Genomic DNA, 15,808 nt, shown 5'->3' with positions numbered 1-15,808 from the left:
TCAGTCTCTCAGAAGCTCGTTGATCGAGGTTTTGGAGCGGGTCTGAGCATCGACGCGCTTGACGATGACGGCGCAATACAGACCCGGGCCGGGCTCGCCGTTGGGGAACGGCTTGCCGGGCAGCGTGCCGGCGACCACCACCGAGTAGGGGGGCACCTCGCCATAGGTGATCGTGCCGGTCGTGCGGTCGACGATCTTGGTCGACTGGCCGATGAAGACGCCCATGCCGAGCACCGAGCCCTCGCGCACGATGCAGCCCTCGACCACCTCCGAACGCGCGCCGATAAAGCAATGATCCTCGATGATGGTCGGGCCGACCTGCATCGGCTCCAGCACGCCGCCGATGCCCACGCCGCCCGACAGATGCACGTTCTTGCCGATCTGGGCGCAGGAGCCGACGGAAGCCCAGGTGTCGACCATGGTGCCTTCGGCGACATGGGCGCCGAGATTGACGAAGGACGGCATGAGGATGACGTTGCGTCCCACATAGGCCGAGCGGCGGACGATCGCACCGGGCACGGCGCGGAAGCCGGCCTTCTCGAAATCGCTGGCGCTCCAGCCGTCGAGCTTGGACGACACCTTGTCCCACCAGACGGCATTGCCCGGGCCGCCCTTGACGATCTCCATCGGATTGAGCCGGAAGGACAGGAGTACCGCCTTCTTCAGCCACTGGTTCACCGTCCAGCGTCCGTCGGCCTGGCGCTCGGCGACCCGCACTTCGCCCTTGTCCAGCAGGGTAAGCGCAGCGTCGATAGCGTCCCGGAACTCGCCGCGAGTGGAGGTGGAAATGGTGTCGCGCGCATCGAAAGCCTTCTCGATGACGCTTTCGAGCTGCGACAGGTCGGCCTTCGCCATGAAATTCCCCATTACAACGTGCTGTTAAGCCTGTGGCCGCTAAGCTGGGCCGAAATCGCGCGGACCCTATGGCAAGCCTCCAAGGGGGTCAATCGTACGTGCGCCATGGGATGGCGCGGAACAATACGGGGCAGGGAAAAACATGAATCCGACCGAGAAGGCGGGATGGACGCCGCTGCCGCATTCGGACGAGGATCTGGAACGGGCCAAGAGCGTGCCCGAGACGCCGCAGACCACCGCGCCGACCTACAGGCTCGCCTGGAACGACGAGGAGTTCATGACGCGCCGCGAGTTGCGGCCGGTTCGGCTGCAGCTCGAGCTGCTGAAGGCTGAGATGACACTCGCCGAACGCGGCATACGCTCGACGGTGATCCTGTTTGGCGGCGCCCGCATCCCGGAACCGGGGGGCGCGGCCTGGGCGGCCAAGAACGAGACGCAGAAGAAGAACCTCGAGGCTAACAGCCGCTACTACGAAGAGGCGCGAGCCTTCGCGCGGGTGTGCTCGCAGCATTCGGCAGCATCCTATTACCGTGAGTTCGTGGTGATGACGGGAGGCGGGCCGGGCGTGATGGAGGCCGGCAACCGGGGCGCCAGCGATGTCGGCGCGCCGTCGATCGGGCTGAACATCGTGCTGCCGCACGAACAGGCGCCAAACCCCTACGTCACGCCGGAGCTGTGCTTCAATTTCCACTACTTCGCGATCCGTAAGATGCATTTCATCATGCGCGCCAAGGCGGTCGCGGTATTCCCCGGCGGCTTCGGCACGATGGACGAGTTCTTCGAGACGCTGACGCTGATCCAGACCGGCCGCATGGAGCGGGTGCCGATCATCCTGTTCGGCAAGGATTTCTGGAAGCGGGCGATCGACCTCGACTTCCTCGCCGAGCAAGGGACGATATCGCCGGGCGACCAGGACATCATCGACTTCGTCGATTCCGCCGACGACGCCTGGGAGATCATCCGGCGCTTCTACGATCTCTGACGGAACGACGGCGGCTTTCTGCGGTTATCCTCCTCCGAGGAGGCAGCCGATGACAGGCGCGACAAAATCACCCCGTGACCAGAACGTCGGCAAGAAGCCGACGGAGAGCGAACTGGAAGAGCGTATCGGGCGGCTGGAGGAGAGGCTCGAAGAGAGCATCCTCGGCGACGACGGTCTGGCGGCTGTCGACCATGGCGTGGACCGGAAGCCGTCGGGCGACGACCTGCGGCGCGCGGTCAGGCGCTCGAACATCAAGCGCGGCAGCCGCAAGGCCTGATCATCGCCTTTCGCTGTCTGGCGGCGCGGGCGGCTGCGGCCGGTGCACCAGCGTCACCAGCACGAAGGAAACGATCATCAGCAGGTACCACGCGCCGAGCTTCTGGATCGAGACGGGCGTCCAGGCTTCCTGCTGGCCGGGATACAGCCAGGCCCGCGACCACGTGCCGATATTTTCGGCGAACCAGATGAAAAGCGCCACCAGCAGGAAGCCGAGAAGCAGGGGCATGCGGTGGCGCAAGCGGAAGACCCGGTAGTGCACCGTTGCGCGCAGGTAGAGCACCGCCGTCGCCGCGAAGAGCGCGTAGCGCATGTCGAGCACGAAATGGTGGGCGAAGAAGTTCACGTAGATGGCGGCGGCCAGCAGCACGGTGGCCTGCATCGGCGGATAGCCGCTATAGCGCATGTCGAATATGCGCGAGATGCGCGCCATGTAGGAGCCGACCGAGGCGTACATGAAGCCCGAGAAGAGCGGCACGCCGCCGATGCGGAAGAAGCTGTCCTCCGGATAGACCCATGAGCCTGCCGAGGTCTTGAAGATTTCCATCGCGGTGCCGACGACGTGGAAGAGCAGGATGACCGCAGCCTCGGATGGCTTCTCCAGCTTGAAGGCGAGCATGAGAAGCTGGATCGCCAGCGCCGCCAGGAACAGGAAATCGTAGCGGGCGATGCCGAGCCCGTCGGGCGGTGCGTATTTCGTGACGATGATCATGAACAGCATCGCGCCGCCGAACAGGCAGGCCCATGCCTGTTTCAGGCCGAACACCAGGAGTTCGACCAGCGCGCCTGAAAGCCCGTGCGCCGGCAACCGGTCGAGCACGCCATGCGCGGCATGGTCGATGCGTTGTTCGACAGACGTGAATCGCCTCAAACGGCAGCCTGGACGATGGCGCCGAGGAAGCCCGCCAGATCGTCGGTGACGAAATCGACGTCGTCCTCGTATTCCTTGTCCTTCTCCCAGATCTCGGCGAAGGTCGGCTCGAAATTCTTCGGCACGATGAGGACCGTCGTCATGCCGAGCGACTTCGGCACGGAGAGGTTGCGCGCCAGATCCTCGAACATGACGGCATTAGGCCCGGTCACCGCGTGAAGCTCGGCGAAGCGCTCATAGGTCTGGCGCGCCGGTTTCGGGGTCAGCCCGGCGGCGACGATGTCGAAAATGTCGTCGAAATGCTCGAGGATGCCGAGCTGGCGCGCGGTGCGTTCGGCGTGATTGCGGTTGCCGTTGGTGAAGATGAACTTGCGTCCGGGCAGTTGCCGGATCGAGGCTCCAAGCACCGGATCGGGCACCAGCCATGAATAGTCGATGTCGTGCACCTTCTGCAGGAAGTCGTCCGAATCGATGCCGTGCCGCTGCATCAGCCCGGCGAGCGTGGTTCCATATTCCCGGTAGAGTTCCTTCTGCAGCTTGCGGGCTTCCTCGCGCGGCAGCGTGAGAAGCTCCGAGACGTAGGAGGTCATCTTGACGTCGATCTGAGAGAACAGGTTCGAGTGGTGCGGATAGAGCGTGTTGTCGAGATCGAACACCCAGTCGGTGACATGGGCGAAGCGGTTCGGATCGGGGAGTACGGTCATAGGGGCCTTATGTCACAAATTGGATGGCAGGGGGACATCCCGATGCCGGCATTTTTATGTGCATAAAAATCGTGAAAAGGCGGGTCGGGTAAAATTTTAACCGAGCCGGAAAGGGCACGTTCACGCGCGTCCTGTCATGCAGCCGCACGGATGTGGAGCGCTGCATGAATCGAATCTTCCTGAAATCCACGGCGGTCGCTTTCTCGTCCCTCCTTGCGTCCCTTGTGCTTGCGCTCACGCTCGTTCCAGCGTTTGGCGGCGCCGTCGACGGCAATGCCTGGTTGATGCTCACCATCTGTCCGCTGGCGATAGCCTGGCCCGCCAGCGCCTTCATGTTCTGGCAGAGCGAGAAGCTGAGGGCCGCCCACCGCGACCTGGCGCGAACCCATGCGGAGCTTGCCGCGGCGCACCGGCGGCTGGAGGAGAAGGCGAGCCGCGACACCATGACCGGCATGCTGAACCGCGAGACCTTCTTCGCCGCGCTGGACCGGTCGCGCCGCAAGACCGACCGCGGCGCGCTGCTAATCATCGACGCCGATCATTTCAAGAAGATCAACGACAGTTTCGGACATCTGACCGGCGATACCGCACTGCTCGAGATCGCGGCGGCGATCACGCGCGCCGTGCGCGCCGGCGACGTGCTGGGCCGCATCGGCGGCGAGGAGTTCGGAGCCTTCCTCGTCGCGGCGAGCGACCAGGAGGCCGTGCATGTGGCCGAGCGCGTCCGCCGCGAGGTGGAGCTGATCCGTTTTCAGCCTTCGGCCGATCGGATCGTCCCACTGACGGTGAGCATCGGGGGTACGATCTGCGCGTGCGAGGCCAACGTCTCCGAACTGATGCGCATCGCCGACAAGCGACTCTACGAGGCGAAGAGCCGCGGCCGCAATCTCGCGATCTTCGACCAGGGCATTTCGGCCGCGGCCTGACGCGGCTCAATAGGCGTATATCGGCTGCGGTCCTTCAAACCCCTTGAACGCGACCTCGCCGACCAGCCGCGACGGCAGGCACAGATGCCCGGCCGTCGTCGACGAGGCGACCCGTGCCAGCGACAGGTCGGAGGCGGCGGCGAGCAGCCGCGCGGCATAGTTCACCGGCTGGCCGATCGCCGTGAAGTCGAGCCGGTTCGCGCCGCCGATGTTGCCATAGTGGAAACGCCCGGCGTGGATTGCCGAGCGAAAGCCGAGCAGCTTGCCGACCTCGGACTCGGCGAGCTTCTTCTCGCCTTCCAGCACCGCTTCGCTCGCGGCCTTCACGGCGCCTGTGAGCGTCGTTTTCTCGCCATAGGGAAAGATCGCGAAAAAACCGTCGCCAAGGAATTTCAGGATCTCGCCGCCATACGCCTCGACCGGCGGCACCATGATGTCGAACGCCTCGTTGAGCACGGCGACGATCTCGTGCCCTGTACGCGTGTTGGAGAGGGTCGCGAAACCGACCAGGTCGGTGAACAGGATCGCGGCATCGATCTCCTCGCCGTCGCCACGGTGGATTCGGCCCTGTAAAATCTGCTCGCCGCTGTTTCGCCCGACATAGGCGGAGATGATCGCGGCCGCGTTGAGCCTCAGCAGATAGGCCTCGACCAACCGCGCGAGGGGCCGCCGGATGCGTTCGAAGACGGCGATCGCCTCCTCGCTCCAGCCGTCGGCATGTTTGGTCGACCAGGTCACCGCATGGGTTTCGCCGGTGGTGAATATCAACGGTTGCGCGACATAGTCGGTGAAACCTTCAGCGACGAGTTCTCCGAGGATGGGATAGTCGGACAGCATGTTGGGGTTGGTGAGGCGGCGGCGTATCGTCACCTGCCTGGTGGTGACGGTGGGCAGCGGGTTCTTTGCATATTCGTCGCGCGAATGGAGGCCGACCGCGCCCTCGCTCATCTTCATGCCTTCCTCCGGAGTCCAGAGGAAGCGGCGGCCGGCGACATTTGGATGGAGCGTATCGACGAAGAGAGCGAAGCGCCCGATCGGGACCCCGGCGCCGAACAGCCGGCGGCCGACGCCATCGATCAGTTGCCGGGCATTGCCGCCCGGCCGCGCGCCGTCGATCATCCAGTCGACCAGCTCGTCGATGGCAACGGCGTCGATCATGCGTGCTCCGGAACCGCCTCGTCGGCCGAATCCTAGCATAGGTGGCGCGCGCCCGATGCGCTATCAGGCCGCCTTGTCGCGGACCTGGTAGTCCTTGACGGCGGCAAAGCGGATCGCCTTCCAGCGCTCGGCTTCGTAGTTGAGGCCGAATTCGTGCGGCGCGAGAAACACCGGATCGCCGTCGAGGTCGCGCGCGATGTCGCCGCGATGCGCCTCGATGAAGCGCTCCACCTCGAGCCTGTTGTCGGCGGAGATCCAGCGGCAGACCGAAAAGCGCGCCGTCTCGAAGTCGACCGGCAGAGTGTATTCCGCCGAAAGCCGTTCCTTCAGCACGTCGAGCTGCAGCGCGCCGACGACGCCGACGATGGCCGGCGAACCGTCCTCCGGCTGGAAGAGCTGTACCACGCCTTCCTCGGCCATCTGCTGCAGTGCCTCCTTGAGCTTCTTCGCCTTCATCGCGTCGCCAAGGCGGACACGCCGCAGGATCTCGGGCGCGAAGTTGGGCACGCCGCGGAACAGGATGTCCTCGCCTTCGGTCAGCGTGTCGCCGATTCTCAGCGTCCCGTGGTTGGGGATGCCGACCACGTCGCCGGCATAGGCCTCGTCGGCGGTGATGCGCGAGCGGGCGAAGAAGAACTGCGGCGCCGACAGGCTCATCGGCTTGCCGGTGCGCACGAGCTTCGCCTTCATGCCGCGCGAAAGCTGGCCGGAGCAGACGCGCACGAAGGCGATGCGGTCGCGGTGGTTGGGGTCCATGTTGGCCTGGATCTTGAAGACGAAGCTGGTCATCTTCGGCTCGACGGCATGGACGACGCGCGTGTCGGCGTCCTGGTCGCGCGGCGGTGGCGCATAGGCGCCGAGCCCCTCGATCAAATCGCGGACACCGTAGTTGCGCAGGGCCGAGCCGAAATAGACGGGCGTCATATGCCCTTCGCGGAAGGCATCGAGGTCGAAGGGCCGGCAGGCTTCGCGCGCGAGCTCCAACTCCTCGATGAAGGTCTCGCGCTCATTTTCAGGCAGCAGGCCGGCGACACGATTGGAATCCGGACCGTTGACGGGCGTGCGCTCGGCTTCCGCGTCGCCGCGGCGCACCGCGTTCTGGGCGAGGTGATAGGTGCCCGAAAAACTCTTGCCCTGGCCGATCGGCCAGGTGATGGGCGCGGTGTCCAGCGCCAGCTTCTGCTCGATCTCATCCAGGATCTCGAACGTGTTGCGCGCCTCGCGGTCCATCTTGTTGACGAAGGTGACGATCGGGATGTCGCGCAGCCGGCAGACCTCGAAGAGTTTCAGCGTGCGCGGCTCGATGCCCTTGGCGGCGTCGATGACCATGACCGCCGAATCGACCGCCGACAGCGTGCGATAGGTGTCGTCGGCGAAATCCTCGTGGCCGGGCGTGTCCAGAAGGTTGAAGACGTTGTCGCCATATTCGAAGGTCATCACCGAGGTGACGACCGAGATGCCGCGCTCGCGCTCGATCTTCATCCAGTCGGAGCGCGTGTTCATGCGGTCCTTCTTGGCCTTCACCTCGCCGGCAAGCTGGATCGCGCCGCCGAAAAGCAGCAGCTTTTCTGTGAGCGTCGTCTTGCCGGCGTCGGGATGCGCGATGATCGCAAAGGTGCGGCGGCGGGCAACCGCCCGGGCGATGTCTTCGGCCATGTCGGGATTCCGTTGGATGGCCGGCTATATAGCCACGCGCGGCGGCCATGTCGAGAAAGCGGTTCCTCCCATCGAAACGGGGGAGGATCAAGAGCTCCTAGCTTAGCCGACCGCCGGGCGGAACCGCCAGACCGACAAGATGCCGAGCACCACGAAGACGGCGAGCACGACCCCTTGCGTGATCGCGAAAGGCGTCTCCGACCCGGTCGGCGCGTAAATGTTGAGCGACGGCACCTTGCGGAAGGACTGCGCGACCAGCACGAAGGAATTTAGGTAAAGTGCGATCACGGCGCCGCCGACATAGACCCGGCGCCACGACCCGTGCAGGCGGAAGATGTAGCGCGCCGCGATCGTGACCAGGAGCACAATGGTCGAGACGATGCCGACGCCGATCGCCGGTGTGAAGCCGTTGAACGGGAAGAGGAAGCCGCCGAGCGTGGTGGCAAGCGTCGTGATCAGGAAGATTGCGGTGGTGACCGGCAGCCGGTGGCCGGCAAGCAGGCCGCCGACGGCGATGAGGCCGGTGACGATGCCGATGATGCTGAGCACGACATGCAGAATCGTGTAGGCGGTAAGCGTCATTCCCAAAACCATCGCTCGGCTCCCTAAAGACCTGGCTAGACCCTGACGGAACCCCGGCGGCGCGCGATTGTAAAGAGCCGCTGCTGCATGGCTGCCGGTAATTTTCGACGTACCGGTTCACTCCGGGATACGGAGATCGAAGCCGCTCTCTGCAAGGATTTCCCCGTTTACCATCAGTTCGACGCGATGAAAGCCGGCATTGTGCTTGCGCGTGGTGTAATCCTTGACCGTCTGGCTGATGGCAAGCTCGCAAGTCGCGTTCGGCTGAAGCTCGGTTTCCTTCAGCTTGAACACTTTTCGCGAGATGCCATTTTTCTTCGCATAGTGCACGGCGTAGTCGATGACGAGCCGCTGCGCGGTCTTTGAGGTCGAGCCTAGCGTCGCCTTGATGGCGATGCGTTCCCCGAGTTTTATCTTCGCCGGCTCCACGGCGAACGTCTCGACCGTTACCTCGGCCTTTCCCGTCGTGCCTATCAGCGCCAGCGCGCGCGGATCGCCTTTCTTGATCAAGGTCCGCAGCGCATGCCGCACGATCCAGGCAGTGTGCTTGTCGGAAAGGTCCCAGCCGGACACGCGCTCGACCAGCAGGTCCGGATGGTCCTTGCCGATGTCGTTCAGGTGGTTGGCGACCGACTTGCGCACATAGAGGCTCGGATCGGCCTTCAACGCTTCGAGGATCGGGCCGGTCGGCGACGGATCGGCAATCAGGTTTTTCAACTGGAACGACCAGGGCAGGCGCGGTCGCGAGCCCTCGCTGGCCAGCCGGCGCACATGCTCTTCCTCGTCCCTTGCCCATTTCCACATCGCCGCGATGGTGCGCTCGAAATCGGCGACCAGGAAATGCCTGACAGCGAATTCCGATGAACCGAAACGCGTGAAAAACTTCAGGGCATCGAGCGATTGCTTGAAATGGCTCTGCCCGTAGAGCGCCACGAATTCCGAAAGCGTGATGGCGACGAAGCCGTGCCCGATGCGCGGCGCGAGCTTCTTGAGGATCGGCAGCGCCTTGGGAAAATCCTCGGGCAGCGTATCGTGCAGGCTGGCGGCGGTCTGGCGCATGCGCTGCATGATACCGAGATCGTCGAGCCCGGCAGTCGCAAGCTTGAGGAAGCGCTTCTGGTCGAAGTCCGGCCAGACGGCTTCTGTTTCCCGCGCGACATGCCTGAGCCGCTCGCGGTTGAAAATCTCCTTGAGCGCCGGAACGGCCTCTGCCGAATCTGCCATCGTCGCCTCGTCCTTTTGGGGCGAAGCTACACGCTCCTGCTGACAACGCCTGTCAGGAGAGTTCCACCTACGCCGCGACGTTCTCCGCGCCGCCTGCATGCACCGGCTTACGTTTGCTCGTGCGCTCATAGAGCTCGCGAACGATCCGGCTTGCCGTCGTCTCGAACATGAAGGGCAGGACGGCATGGACGAGCGCGGCGCAGCCGGCCATGAACAGCCTGGAGGCGAACCAAGACGCGAAGGCCATGTGGCCGAAATAGGTTTCGTCGACCGAAGCCGGATGCCCGGTGAAGAGTTTAGCAACGTTCATGGCAGCGTTCCCCTTTGCTGATTTGAAACATGATGCCGCGGACGGACGGCTCTTTGATCCCAATTCATCATTGCATTTGGGGAAATCTTGGGACATTCATCCCAAGATGAAGGATGAAATCGACCAAATCGATCGAAAAATCCTGGCGGAGCTGCAGCGGGACGCCACACTGTCGGTCGATCAGCTTTCCGAGCGGATAAGCCTGTCGCGCAATGCGTGCTGGCGGCGCATGCGCCGGCTGGAGGATGACGGCTTCATCGTCGGCCGCGTCGCTCTGGTCGACGCGGACAAGGTGGGGCTCGGCCTTTCGGTGTTCATCATCATCCGCACCTCCAACCACGATCCGGAGTGGCTGGCGAGGTTCCGTGCGGCGGTCGTCTCCTTCCCCGAGATCACGGGCGTCTACCGCATGTCCGGCGACCTCGACTACGTGCTGCGCGCCCGCGTCTCTGACGTGAAGGCCTATGACCGGCTCTATCAGCGGCTGATCGCAAAAGTGCCGCTGTCGGACGTCTCGGCATCCTTCGTCATGGAGGAAATCAAGGAGACGACGGTCGTTCCGGTGGAATTGCGCTAGGATCAAAAGAATGTCGTTGAAATCGGCGCGCCGGAATTGACCGCGCGGCGGCGACGCCCGATAGGGGAGCACCGCTCCACAGGGACGTATTGAGTCCATGAAGCTTGTCTCCGACCAATCTCCCGTCATCGGCGTCGTCCGCCTGCCGCACGCCGAAGGTCTTGCGTTGCCATCCTATGAAACGGCGGGCGCGGCCGGCATGGATCTGCGCGCCGCGGTTCCCGACGACCGCCCGCTGATCCTGCCGCCGGGCAAGCGTGCCCTGGTCCCGACCGGGCTGGTGCTGGAAATCCCCGACGGCTTCGAGGGCCAGATCCGGCCGCGCTCGGGCCTCGCGCTGAAATACGGCGTCACCTGCCTCAACACGCCGGGCACCATCGACAGCGACTATCGCGGCGAGGTGAAGGTGCTGCTGGTCAATCTCGGCAACGACGACTTCGAGGTGACCAGAAACATGCGTGTCGCCCAAATTGTCTTCGCGCAGGTGACGCGCGCCGGTTTAGAGGAGCGCAGCCTGTCCGGAGCCACCGGGCGCGGCTCGGGCGGGTTCGGCTCTACCGGCACGGGATGACGGACGCGCCGAGAGCCGATCTGGCCCTTCGATAGAGCACCGGCTGGCCCGAAAACCGAATTCCACTTTTCGGTCCGATGCTCTAGGATTGCCGCAGGCCGGGACGGTGCTTCCCGGCGATCAAAAGCTTCCGTTTGGGCCGCCGGCATGGACAAGGGCAAGATCTTCCGCGATCTCCACTATGGCGATGCGCCGTTCATCGTCGCCAATCCCTGGGATGTCGGAACGGCCAAGCTGCTCGCATCCTGCGGCTTCAAGGCGCTTGCCACCACCAGCGCCGGCTACGCCTTTTCCCGCGGCCTGCCTGACGGTGGCATTGGCTTCGACACCATGATCCAGCATTGCCGCGAACTCGTCGCGGCGACCGACCTGCCCGTTTCGGCCGACCTCGAACGCGGCAAGGGCGACAGCCCCGACAGCGCCGCCGAAACGATCTTCGCGGCGGAGGCCGCCGGGCTCGCGGGCTGCTCGATCGAGGATCACACTGGCGATCCGCGCATGCCGATCTATGATTTCAAACTGGCGGTCGAGCGGGTTGCGGCGGCCGTCGACGCCGCCCGCGCGCTGAAGCGTGATTTTGTCTTCACCGCGCGCGCCGAGAATTTTTTGTGGAACCGCTCCGACCTCGACGACACGATCCGGCGCCTCCAGGCCTTTGAAGTGGCGGGGGCCGACGTGCTTTACGCGCCTGGGATCACCGACATCGAGACGGTGAGGACGATCTGCTCGTCCGTATCGAAGCCGGTCAACGTGCTCGCAGTGCCGACGCTGACGGTCAAGGCGCTTGCCGAGGCGGGGGTGCGGCGCATCTCGCTCGGCTCCAAGCTCGCCACCTTCGCCTATGGCATGATCGAGAACGCCTCGCGCGAGATGCTGCGCGACGGCACCTTCGGCTTCGCGCGCGCCGGCATGGCCTTTTCGCGGGTGCAGGCGCTGTTTTCCAAACAGGACGACGGTTGAGCGCCCGCTACCGCGGCGACGCACCGATCCTCTCGCGCGCCGCGATCGCCTTGTGAAGATGCACCATCATCGCCGCGGCGAAGAGTGGCGTCAGAAGATTGAGCAGCGGCACGGCGAGGAAGGCGGCGATGACCATGCCGGCGAGGAATACGGTGCCGGCGTTTTGGGCCCGCAGCGCCTTGGCGTCGGCTTCCGGCCGGAAGCGTATCGCCGCGAATTCGAAGAACTCGCGCCCGAGCAGATAGCCGTTGACCAGGAAGAACGCGCCGATATTGATTCCCGGGACAAGCAGCAGCAACAGCGCAATCAGATTGCCGGCGACGACGACGGCGAAGAATTTCAGCGCCAGCACAATCGACGTCAGCGCCGGCACGGGCCTACCCGGCGGGTCGCGCGGGTAGTCGGTGCGTTCCACCGCTTCGGCGATGTCGTCGAGGAACAGGCCGGCGACGAGCGCGGTCACCGGCGCGATCAGCAAAGCCAGTCCCAGCGCGAGCCCGATGCCGGCGGCAATCGCGGCTATAAAGCCGAGCCAGCCGGCCCAACCGGGGAGCCCGGGCAGCAGCGCATCGATCCACGGCAGAGCCAGCCATTCGAACAGTTCTTTCAGCCCGAACCACAAGGCGGCAAGCGCCAGCAGCGTGAGGCCGAGCGTCTTGGCGAAGACCGAGCGGAATTCGGCCGAAAAAAGCCGGCTTGCGGCGGCGCGGGCGGCGTCAAGGATCATGGTTCGGGTCCCGTTCTTGGGTTCGCAGATAGGCTAAGCCGACGGATGCGACAAGAATGCGGGTGGCATGGGGTTGCAAAACCAGTCGTGGCGGCTAGACCCACGCGCGGCGCGCGTGCCACAAATTCAACTCGCTCCAACGGCGCGCATCCGGAGACCCGCATGACCGATTACGACGTGCTCTGCATCGGCAATGCCATCGTCGACATCATCGCGCAATGCGACGACGCGTTCCTGACGGAGAACGGTATCATCAAGGGTGCGATGAACCTGATCGACACCGAGCGCGCCAACCTGCTCTACAGCCGCATGGGCCCCGCGACGGAAGCCTCGGGCGGCTGCGCCGGCAACACAGCGGCCGGCATTGCGAGCCTCGGCGGCCGCGCCGCCTTCTTCGGCAAGGTCTCCAACGACGAACTCGGCCGCATCTACGGCCACGACATCCGCGCGCAAGGCGTGGCCTTCGACACCAAGCCGCTGAAGGGAGCGCCGCCGACCGCGCGCTCGATGATTTTCGTGACACCGGACGGCGAGCGTTCGATGAACACCTATCTCGGGGCCTGCGTGGAGCTCGGGCCGGAGGACGTCGAGGCCGACAAGGCGGCAGGCGCGAAGGTTACCTATTTCGAGGGGTATCTGTGGGACCCGCCGCGCGCCAAGGAGGCGATAAGGCTGACGGCGGACCATGCGCACAGGGCAGGCCGCGAAGTGTCGATGACGCTGTCGGACAGCTTCTGCGTCGACCGCTACCGCGACGAGTTCCTCGACCTGATGCGGACGGGCACGGTAAACATCGTCTTCGCCAACGACCACGAGATCAAGTCGCTCTACCAGACCTCGTCGTTCGAGGCGGCGCTGGAAGCGATCAGGAAGGACTGCAAGATCGCCGCGGTGACGCGCTCGGAACTGGGCTCGGTCATTGTAAAAGGCGACGAGACCGTGTGGATCGAGGCGATGCCGATCGGGGAACTGGTCGACACGACCGGCGCCGGCGATCTTTATGCAGCCGGCTTCCTCTACGGCTACACGGCCGGGCTCGACCTCAAGCGCTGCGGCGATCTCGGCTCGCTGGCCGCCGGGCTGGTGATCCAGCAGATCGGCCCGCGCCCGCGCCAGAATTTGCGCCAGGAGGCGCAGGCCGCCGGGCTGCTGTAGCTCGTCCTATTTCGCGATTCGTGGCCGCCCGGACGCGGTGGCCACCAGCCGTGCCTCGATGAACATGCGCTGGCCTTCGACGATGGACGTCTGCACGTCGCGAGCGACGTCGATCTCGGCGGTGTCGGTGCCGGCCGCGAGCGCCCGTTCGGCGACGATGGCGCGGATGCGCGCCTCGCCTTGCGCAAGAGCCTTTGCCTCGTCGCCGAAATCGCGCGGCGCGTCGTCGGCGGCGGAGAGACGGAAGACGCCCTCGGCGGGCTGGGTGATCATAGCTTCGGCCGAGACGCGCACCTGGCCGACCACGGCGCCGAGCGCGTTGGCGACGTCGGCGTCGGCGGGGATGACGACGTCGTTGCCGAGAAGCGGCGCGAGGCCCGCGTAGTGCAGCCCGGCGGAGGCGCCGAGTCCTATGACGGGGCGGTCGAGCGCGACCGACAGCCGCGCGATGCCGTGATTGGCGTCGACGGCGCGCTGGACGAGCGCATGGGCGACGGTCGCCGCGCCGTCGAGCCCGTCCTCGGCGAAGGCGGTCTCCAGGATGACTTCCGCCGACTGGCGGGTGAGCGCCACAAGCACGCGCTCGCAAAATGCTTGCGCCGACGGCGCGATGGCCTGGCCGCGCCCGTCGCGCCGGCGCGCGAAAAGCTCGGCGCCCAATCTTGCCGAGACAACATCCCAGTTCGACTGGCGGCCAAGCACATGGGCGGCGTCGGAGGGCGTGAAGCCGGCGATGTGGACGAGGCCGCGCGCGACCAGCCGGCTGAGCGTCGCGTTCTGCGCTGTGGAAGATAGCAGCGCGTCGAGCGGCAGCGGCACTGCGCCGATCGCTTCGTAGAGCTTGGCTTCCGGCGGGGTGAGGCCGGCGGCCAGCCGCTCGGGCACGCCGGTGCGCACGGCGAAGCGGCCGTCGAGCCGGCCGGGATTGGGCGCGCGCAGTTGCCGCTCCAGTTCGGCCGTGACGGCCGTCCCGTGCGTCAGGGACGCAAGCGACAGCGGCAGCAGGCGGCGCGGCCCGAGCAGGATCTTCGGGTCGAGCGCGCCTGATTCCAGCGCCACTTCCGAATCGCCGCCGAGGCCGAAGGTGCGCATGGCCACCGCTTCGACCATGGTGCGGTAGCCGCCGACGGTGGCGCCCTCCGGGTCGAGGCGCGGACGGCCGCGGTCGAGCACGGCGACATCCGTCGTGGTGCCGCCGATGTCGGAGACGACGGCGTCGTCGAGCCCGGTCATGTGGCGCGCGCCGACCAGCGAGGCGGCGGGACCCGAGAGGATCGTCTCGATCGGCCGCGCCCGGGCGAAGGCGGCCGAGACGAGCGCGCCGTCGCCGCGCACCACCATCAGCGGACAGGCGATGTTGCGCCGCTCCAGGAAACCCTCGGTGGCGGCGACCAGCCGGTCGATCATCGAGATCAGCCGCGCGTTGAGCAGCGTGGTGAGCGCGCGGCGCGGGCCGCCGAGTTTTGCCGACAGTTCGTGGCTGGCGGTGACGGGAAGCCCGGTCCGCTCGCGGATGAGGTCGCGGGCGGCGAGTTCGTGGGCCGGGTTGCGTGTCGCGAAATAGGCGCAGACGGCAAAGCCCGAGACGGACGCCGCCAGTTCGGGGAGTGCCGCTTCAAGGCCGGACAGGTCGAGCTCGGCCGCGCGGCCATGCACGTCGTGCCCGCCCGGGCAGAACAGGACGGGGTCGGTGCCGAGCGCGGTGCGCAAACCGTCGCGGGCAAGGTCGGTTTCGGAGAAGCCGATCATGACCAGCGCCACGCGGCCGCCCTGGCCCTCGACCAGCGCGTTGGTGGCGAGCGTGGTCGACATGGAGGCGAGCTTTATCGCCGCCGGGTCGACGCGGGCTTCTTCCAGCACCCGGTCGACAGCGCCGGAAATGCCGACCGCGAGGTCGTGGCGGGTGGTCAGTGCCTTGGCCTTGGCGACGACTGCTCCGGGCGTCGCGCCTGTCGCCTCGCGCCACAGCACGGCGTCGGTATAGGTGCCGCCGGTGTCGATGCCGAGGAACAGGGGGCCGGGGGATTGGGGGGAGGTCTTGGTCATGCGGTCCGGGAAAATTGTCCGGACGCAATAGAGGATTGCGGGCGATGGGGGAAGGGTGGGGAGGCATGACGTCTATCCTCTCCCCCTGCGCAGCGGGGGAGAGGTGCCGAGCCTGAGCGTGCGAAGGCGAGGCGGAGAGGGGGCGATCGCTAAGGCCCATCAACTTCCCCCTCTCCGTCTCGACCCTTGGGGTCTCGCCACCTCTCCCCCACATGCGTGGGGGAGAGG

Annotated in this window: 17 protein-coding genes; 7 read left to right on the top strand and 10 right to left on the bottom strand. The window is 65.6% G+C overall.

Going from position 1 to position 15,808, the window contains the following annotated elements; translation table 11 throughout:
• Complete coding sequence (dapD, locus tag ABLE71_RS05045; protein WP_348782261.1) at positions 1-855, bottom strand: 2,3,4,5-tetrahydropyridine-2,6-dicarboxylate N-succinyltransferase; 855 nt, start codon at positions 853-855, stop codon at positions 1-3.
• Positions 856-997: 142 nt separating this feature from the next.
• Between dapD and ABLE71_RS05040 the strand changes: the two genes are divergently transcribed.
• Both ABLE71_RS05040 and ABLE71_RS05035 read left to right on the top strand, forming a co-directional pair.
• Positions 998-1,837 carry an LOG family protein gene (locus ABLE71_RS05040; RefSeq protein ID WP_348782260.1) on the top strand — a complete coding sequence of 280 codons (840 nt, stop codon included), beginning with the start codon at positions 998-1,000 and terminating at the stop codon, positions 1,835-1,837.
• A 49-nt stretch (positions 1,838-1,886) separates the two neighbouring features.
• Positions 1,887-2,114, top strand: coding sequence for a hypothetical protein (locus ABLE71_RS05035; RefSeq protein ID WP_348782259.1), 228 nt, complete (start codon positions 1,887-1,889; stop codon positions 2,112-2,114).
• Here ABLE71_RS05035 and ABLE71_RS05030 read toward each other — a convergent pair whose 3' ends face one another.
• Positions 2,115-2,984 (bottom strand): DUF817 domain-containing protein, encoded by an 870-nt coding sequence (locus ABLE71_RS05030; protein WP_348782258.1) that lies wholly within the window; start codon positions 2,982-2,984, stop codon positions 2,115-2,117.
• Complete coding sequence (locus tag ABLE71_RS05025; RefSeq protein ID WP_348782257.1) at positions 2,981-3,688, bottom strand: pyrimidine 5'-nucleotidase; 708 nt, start codon at positions 3,686-3,688, stop codon at positions 2,981-2,983. Before ABLE71_RS05025 ends, ABLE71_RS05030 begins: the two co-directional genes overlap by 4 nt.
• A gap of 164 nt (positions 3,689-3,852) precedes the next feature.
• On the opposite strand from ABLE71_RS05025, the gene ABLE71_RS05020 reads away from it, so the two are divergent.
• Positions 3,853-4,614: a GGDEF domain-containing protein gene (locus ABLE71_RS05020; RefSeq protein ID WP_348782256.1), complete on the top strand. Its 762-nt coding sequence runs from the start codon at positions 3,853-3,855 to the stop codon at positions 4,612-4,614.
• A gap of 6 nt (positions 4,615-4,620) precedes the next feature.
• Here the strand turns inward: ABLE71_RS05020 and ABLE71_RS05015 are convergent, their stop codons facing one another.
• The 5 genes from ABLE71_RS05015 to ABLE71_RS04995 form a co-directional block, all read right to left on the bottom strand.
• Positions 4,621-5,772, bottom strand: coding sequence for an adenylate/guanylate cyclase domain-containing protein (locus tag ABLE71_RS05015; RefSeq protein WP_348782255.1), 1,152 nt, complete (start codon positions 5,770-5,772; stop codon positions 4,621-4,623).
• A gap of 63 nt (positions 5,773-5,835) precedes the next feature.
• Complete coding sequence (locus ABLE71_RS05010; RefSeq protein WP_348782254.1) at positions 5,836-7,428, bottom strand: peptide chain release factor 3; 1,593 nt, start codon at positions 7,426-7,428, stop codon at positions 5,836-5,838.
• Positions 7,429-7,530: 102 nt separating this feature from the next.
• On the bottom strand, positions 7,531-8,022 hold the full coding sequence (locus tag ABLE71_RS05005; protein ID WP_348782253.1) for a hypothetical protein: 492 nt from the start codon (positions 8,020-8,022) through the stop codon (positions 7,531-7,533).
• Positions 8,023-8,127: 105 nt separating this feature from the next.
• Positions 8,128-9,234 (bottom strand): DNA alkylation repair protein, encoded by a 1,107-nt coding sequence (locus ABLE71_RS05000; protein WP_348782252.1) that lies wholly within the window; start codon positions 9,232-9,234, stop codon positions 8,128-8,130.
• Between the two features lie 67 nt (positions 9,235-9,301).
• Positions 9,302-9,544: a DUF6356 family protein gene (locus ABLE71_RS04995; protein ID WP_348782251.1), complete on the bottom strand. Its 243-nt coding sequence runs from the start codon at positions 9,542-9,544 to the stop codon at positions 9,302-9,304.
• A gap of 106 nt (positions 9,545-9,650) precedes the next feature.
• Between ABLE71_RS04995 and ABLE71_RS04990 the strand changes: the two genes are divergently transcribed.
• The 3 genes from ABLE71_RS04990 (at position 9,651) to ABLE71_RS04980 (ending at position 11,652) form a co-directional block, all read left to right on the top strand.
• Positions 9,651-10,121, top strand: coding sequence for an Lrp/AsnC family transcriptional regulator (locus ABLE71_RS04990; RefSeq protein WP_348782250.1), 471 nt, complete (start codon positions 9,651-9,653; stop codon positions 10,119-10,121).
• A gap of 97 nt (positions 10,122-10,218) precedes the next feature.
• On the top strand, positions 10,219-10,692 hold the full coding sequence (gene dut, locus ABLE71_RS04985; RefSeq protein WP_348782249.1) for a dUTP diphosphatase: 474 nt from the start codon (positions 10,219-10,221) through the stop codon (positions 10,690-10,692).
• Positions 10,693-10,839: 147 nt separating this feature from the next.
• The gene (locus ABLE71_RS04980) at positions 10,840-11,652 is read left to right on the top strand and encodes an isocitrate lyase/phosphoenolpyruvate mutase family protein (RefSeq protein ID WP_348782248.1); all 813 of its coding nucleotides are present in this window, start codon (positions 10,840-10,842) and stop codon (positions 11,650-11,652) included.
• 7 nt (positions 11,653-11,659) lie between these two features.
• Here ABLE71_RS04980 and ABLE71_RS04975 read toward each other — a convergent pair whose 3' ends face one another.
• On the bottom strand, positions 11,660-12,379 hold the full coding sequence (locus ABLE71_RS04975) for a sulfate transporter family protein (protein ID WP_348782247.1): 720 nt from the start codon (positions 12,377-12,379) through the stop codon (positions 11,660-11,662).
• A gap of 162 nt (positions 12,380-12,541) precedes the next feature.
• Between ABLE71_RS04975 and ABLE71_RS04970 the strand changes: the two genes are divergently transcribed.
• Positions 12,542-13,534 carry an adenosine kinase gene (locus ABLE71_RS04970; RefSeq protein ID WP_348782246.1) on the top strand — a complete coding sequence of 331 codons (993 nt, stop codon included), beginning with the start codon at positions 12,542-12,544 and terminating at the stop codon, positions 13,532-13,534.
• Between the two features lie 6 nt (positions 13,535-13,540).
• Here ABLE71_RS04970 and ABLE71_RS04965 read toward each other — a convergent pair whose 3' ends face one another.
• Entirely contained in the window at positions 13,541-15,580 is a 2,040-nt protein-coding gene (locus ABLE71_RS04965) for a hydantoinase/oxoprolinase family protein (protein ID WP_348782245.1), read from the bottom strand.
• Between the last annotated feature and the right edge of the window lie 228 nt (positions 15,581-15,808).

This window comes from Mesorhizobium sp. KR9-304, assembly GCF_040049215.1.
Classification (GTDB): domain Bacteria; phylum Pseudomonadota; class Alphaproteobacteria; order Rhizobiales; family Rhizobiaceae; genus Mesorhizobium_K.
This window is presented reverse-complemented; position numbering and strand designations above follow the sequence as displayed.

Coding starts and splice junctions, on each gene's coding strand:
- ABLE71_RS05020 (WP_348782256.1), top strand. CDS start 3,853: ATGAATCGAATCTTCCTGAAATCCACGGCGGTCGCTTTCTCGTCCCTC.
- ABLE71_RS04965 (WP_348782245.1), bottom strand. CDS start 15,580: ATGACCAAGACCTCCCCCCAATCCCCCGGCCCCCTGTTCCTCGGCATC.
- ABLE71_RS04990 (WP_348782250.1), top strand. CDS start 9,651: ATGAAGGATGAAATCGACCAAATCGATCGAAAAATCCTGGCGGAGCTG.
- ABLE71_RS04995 (WP_348782251.1), bottom strand. CDS start 9,544: ATGAACGTTGCTAAACTCTTCACCGGGCATCCGGCTTCGGTCGACGAA.
- ABLE71_RS04975 (WP_348782247.1), bottom strand. CDS start 12,379: ATGATCCTTGACGCCGCCCGCGCCGCCGCAAGCCGGCTTTTTTCGGCC.
- ABLE71_RS05015 (WP_348782255.1), bottom strand. CDS start 5,772: ATGATCGACGCCGTTGCCATCGACGAGCTGGTCGACTGGATGATCGAC.
- ABLE71_RS05040 (WP_348782260.1), top strand. CDS start 998: ATGAATCCGACCGAGAAGGCGGGATGGACGCCGCTGCCGCATTCGGAC.
- ABLE71_RS05025 (WP_348782257.1), bottom strand. CDS start 3,688: ATGACCGTACTCCCCGATCCGAACCGCTTCGCCCATGTCACCGACTGG.
- dut (WP_348782249.1), top strand. CDS start 10,219: ATGAAGCTTGTCTCCGACCAATCTCCCGTCATCGGCGTCGTCCGCCTG.
- ABLE71_RS05000 (WP_348782252.1), bottom strand. CDS start 9,234: ATGGCAGATTCGGCAGAGGCCGTTCCGGCGCTCAAGGAGATTTTCAAC.
- ABLE71_RS05005 (WP_348782253.1), bottom strand. CDS start 8,022: ATGGTTTTGGGAATGACGCTTACCGCCTACACGATTCTGCATGTCGTG.
- ABLE71_RS04980 (WP_348782248.1), top strand. CDS start 10,840: ATGGACAAGGGCAAGATCTTCCGCGATCTCCACTATGGCGATGCGCCG.
- ABLE71_RS04970 (WP_348782246.1), top strand. CDS start 12,542: ATGACCGATTACGACGTGCTCTGCATCGGCAATGCCATCGTCGACATC.
- dapD (WP_348782261.1), bottom strand. CDS start 855: ATGGCGAAGGCCGACCTGTCGCAGCTCGAAAGCGTCATCGAGAAGGCT.
- ABLE71_RS05035 (WP_348782259.1), top strand. CDS start 1,887: ATGACAGGCGCGACAAAATCACCCCGTGACCAGAACGTCGGCAAGAAG.
- ABLE71_RS05010 (WP_348782254.1), bottom strand. CDS start 7,428: ATGGCCGAAGACATCGCCCGGGCGGTTGCCCGCCGCCGCACCTTTGCG.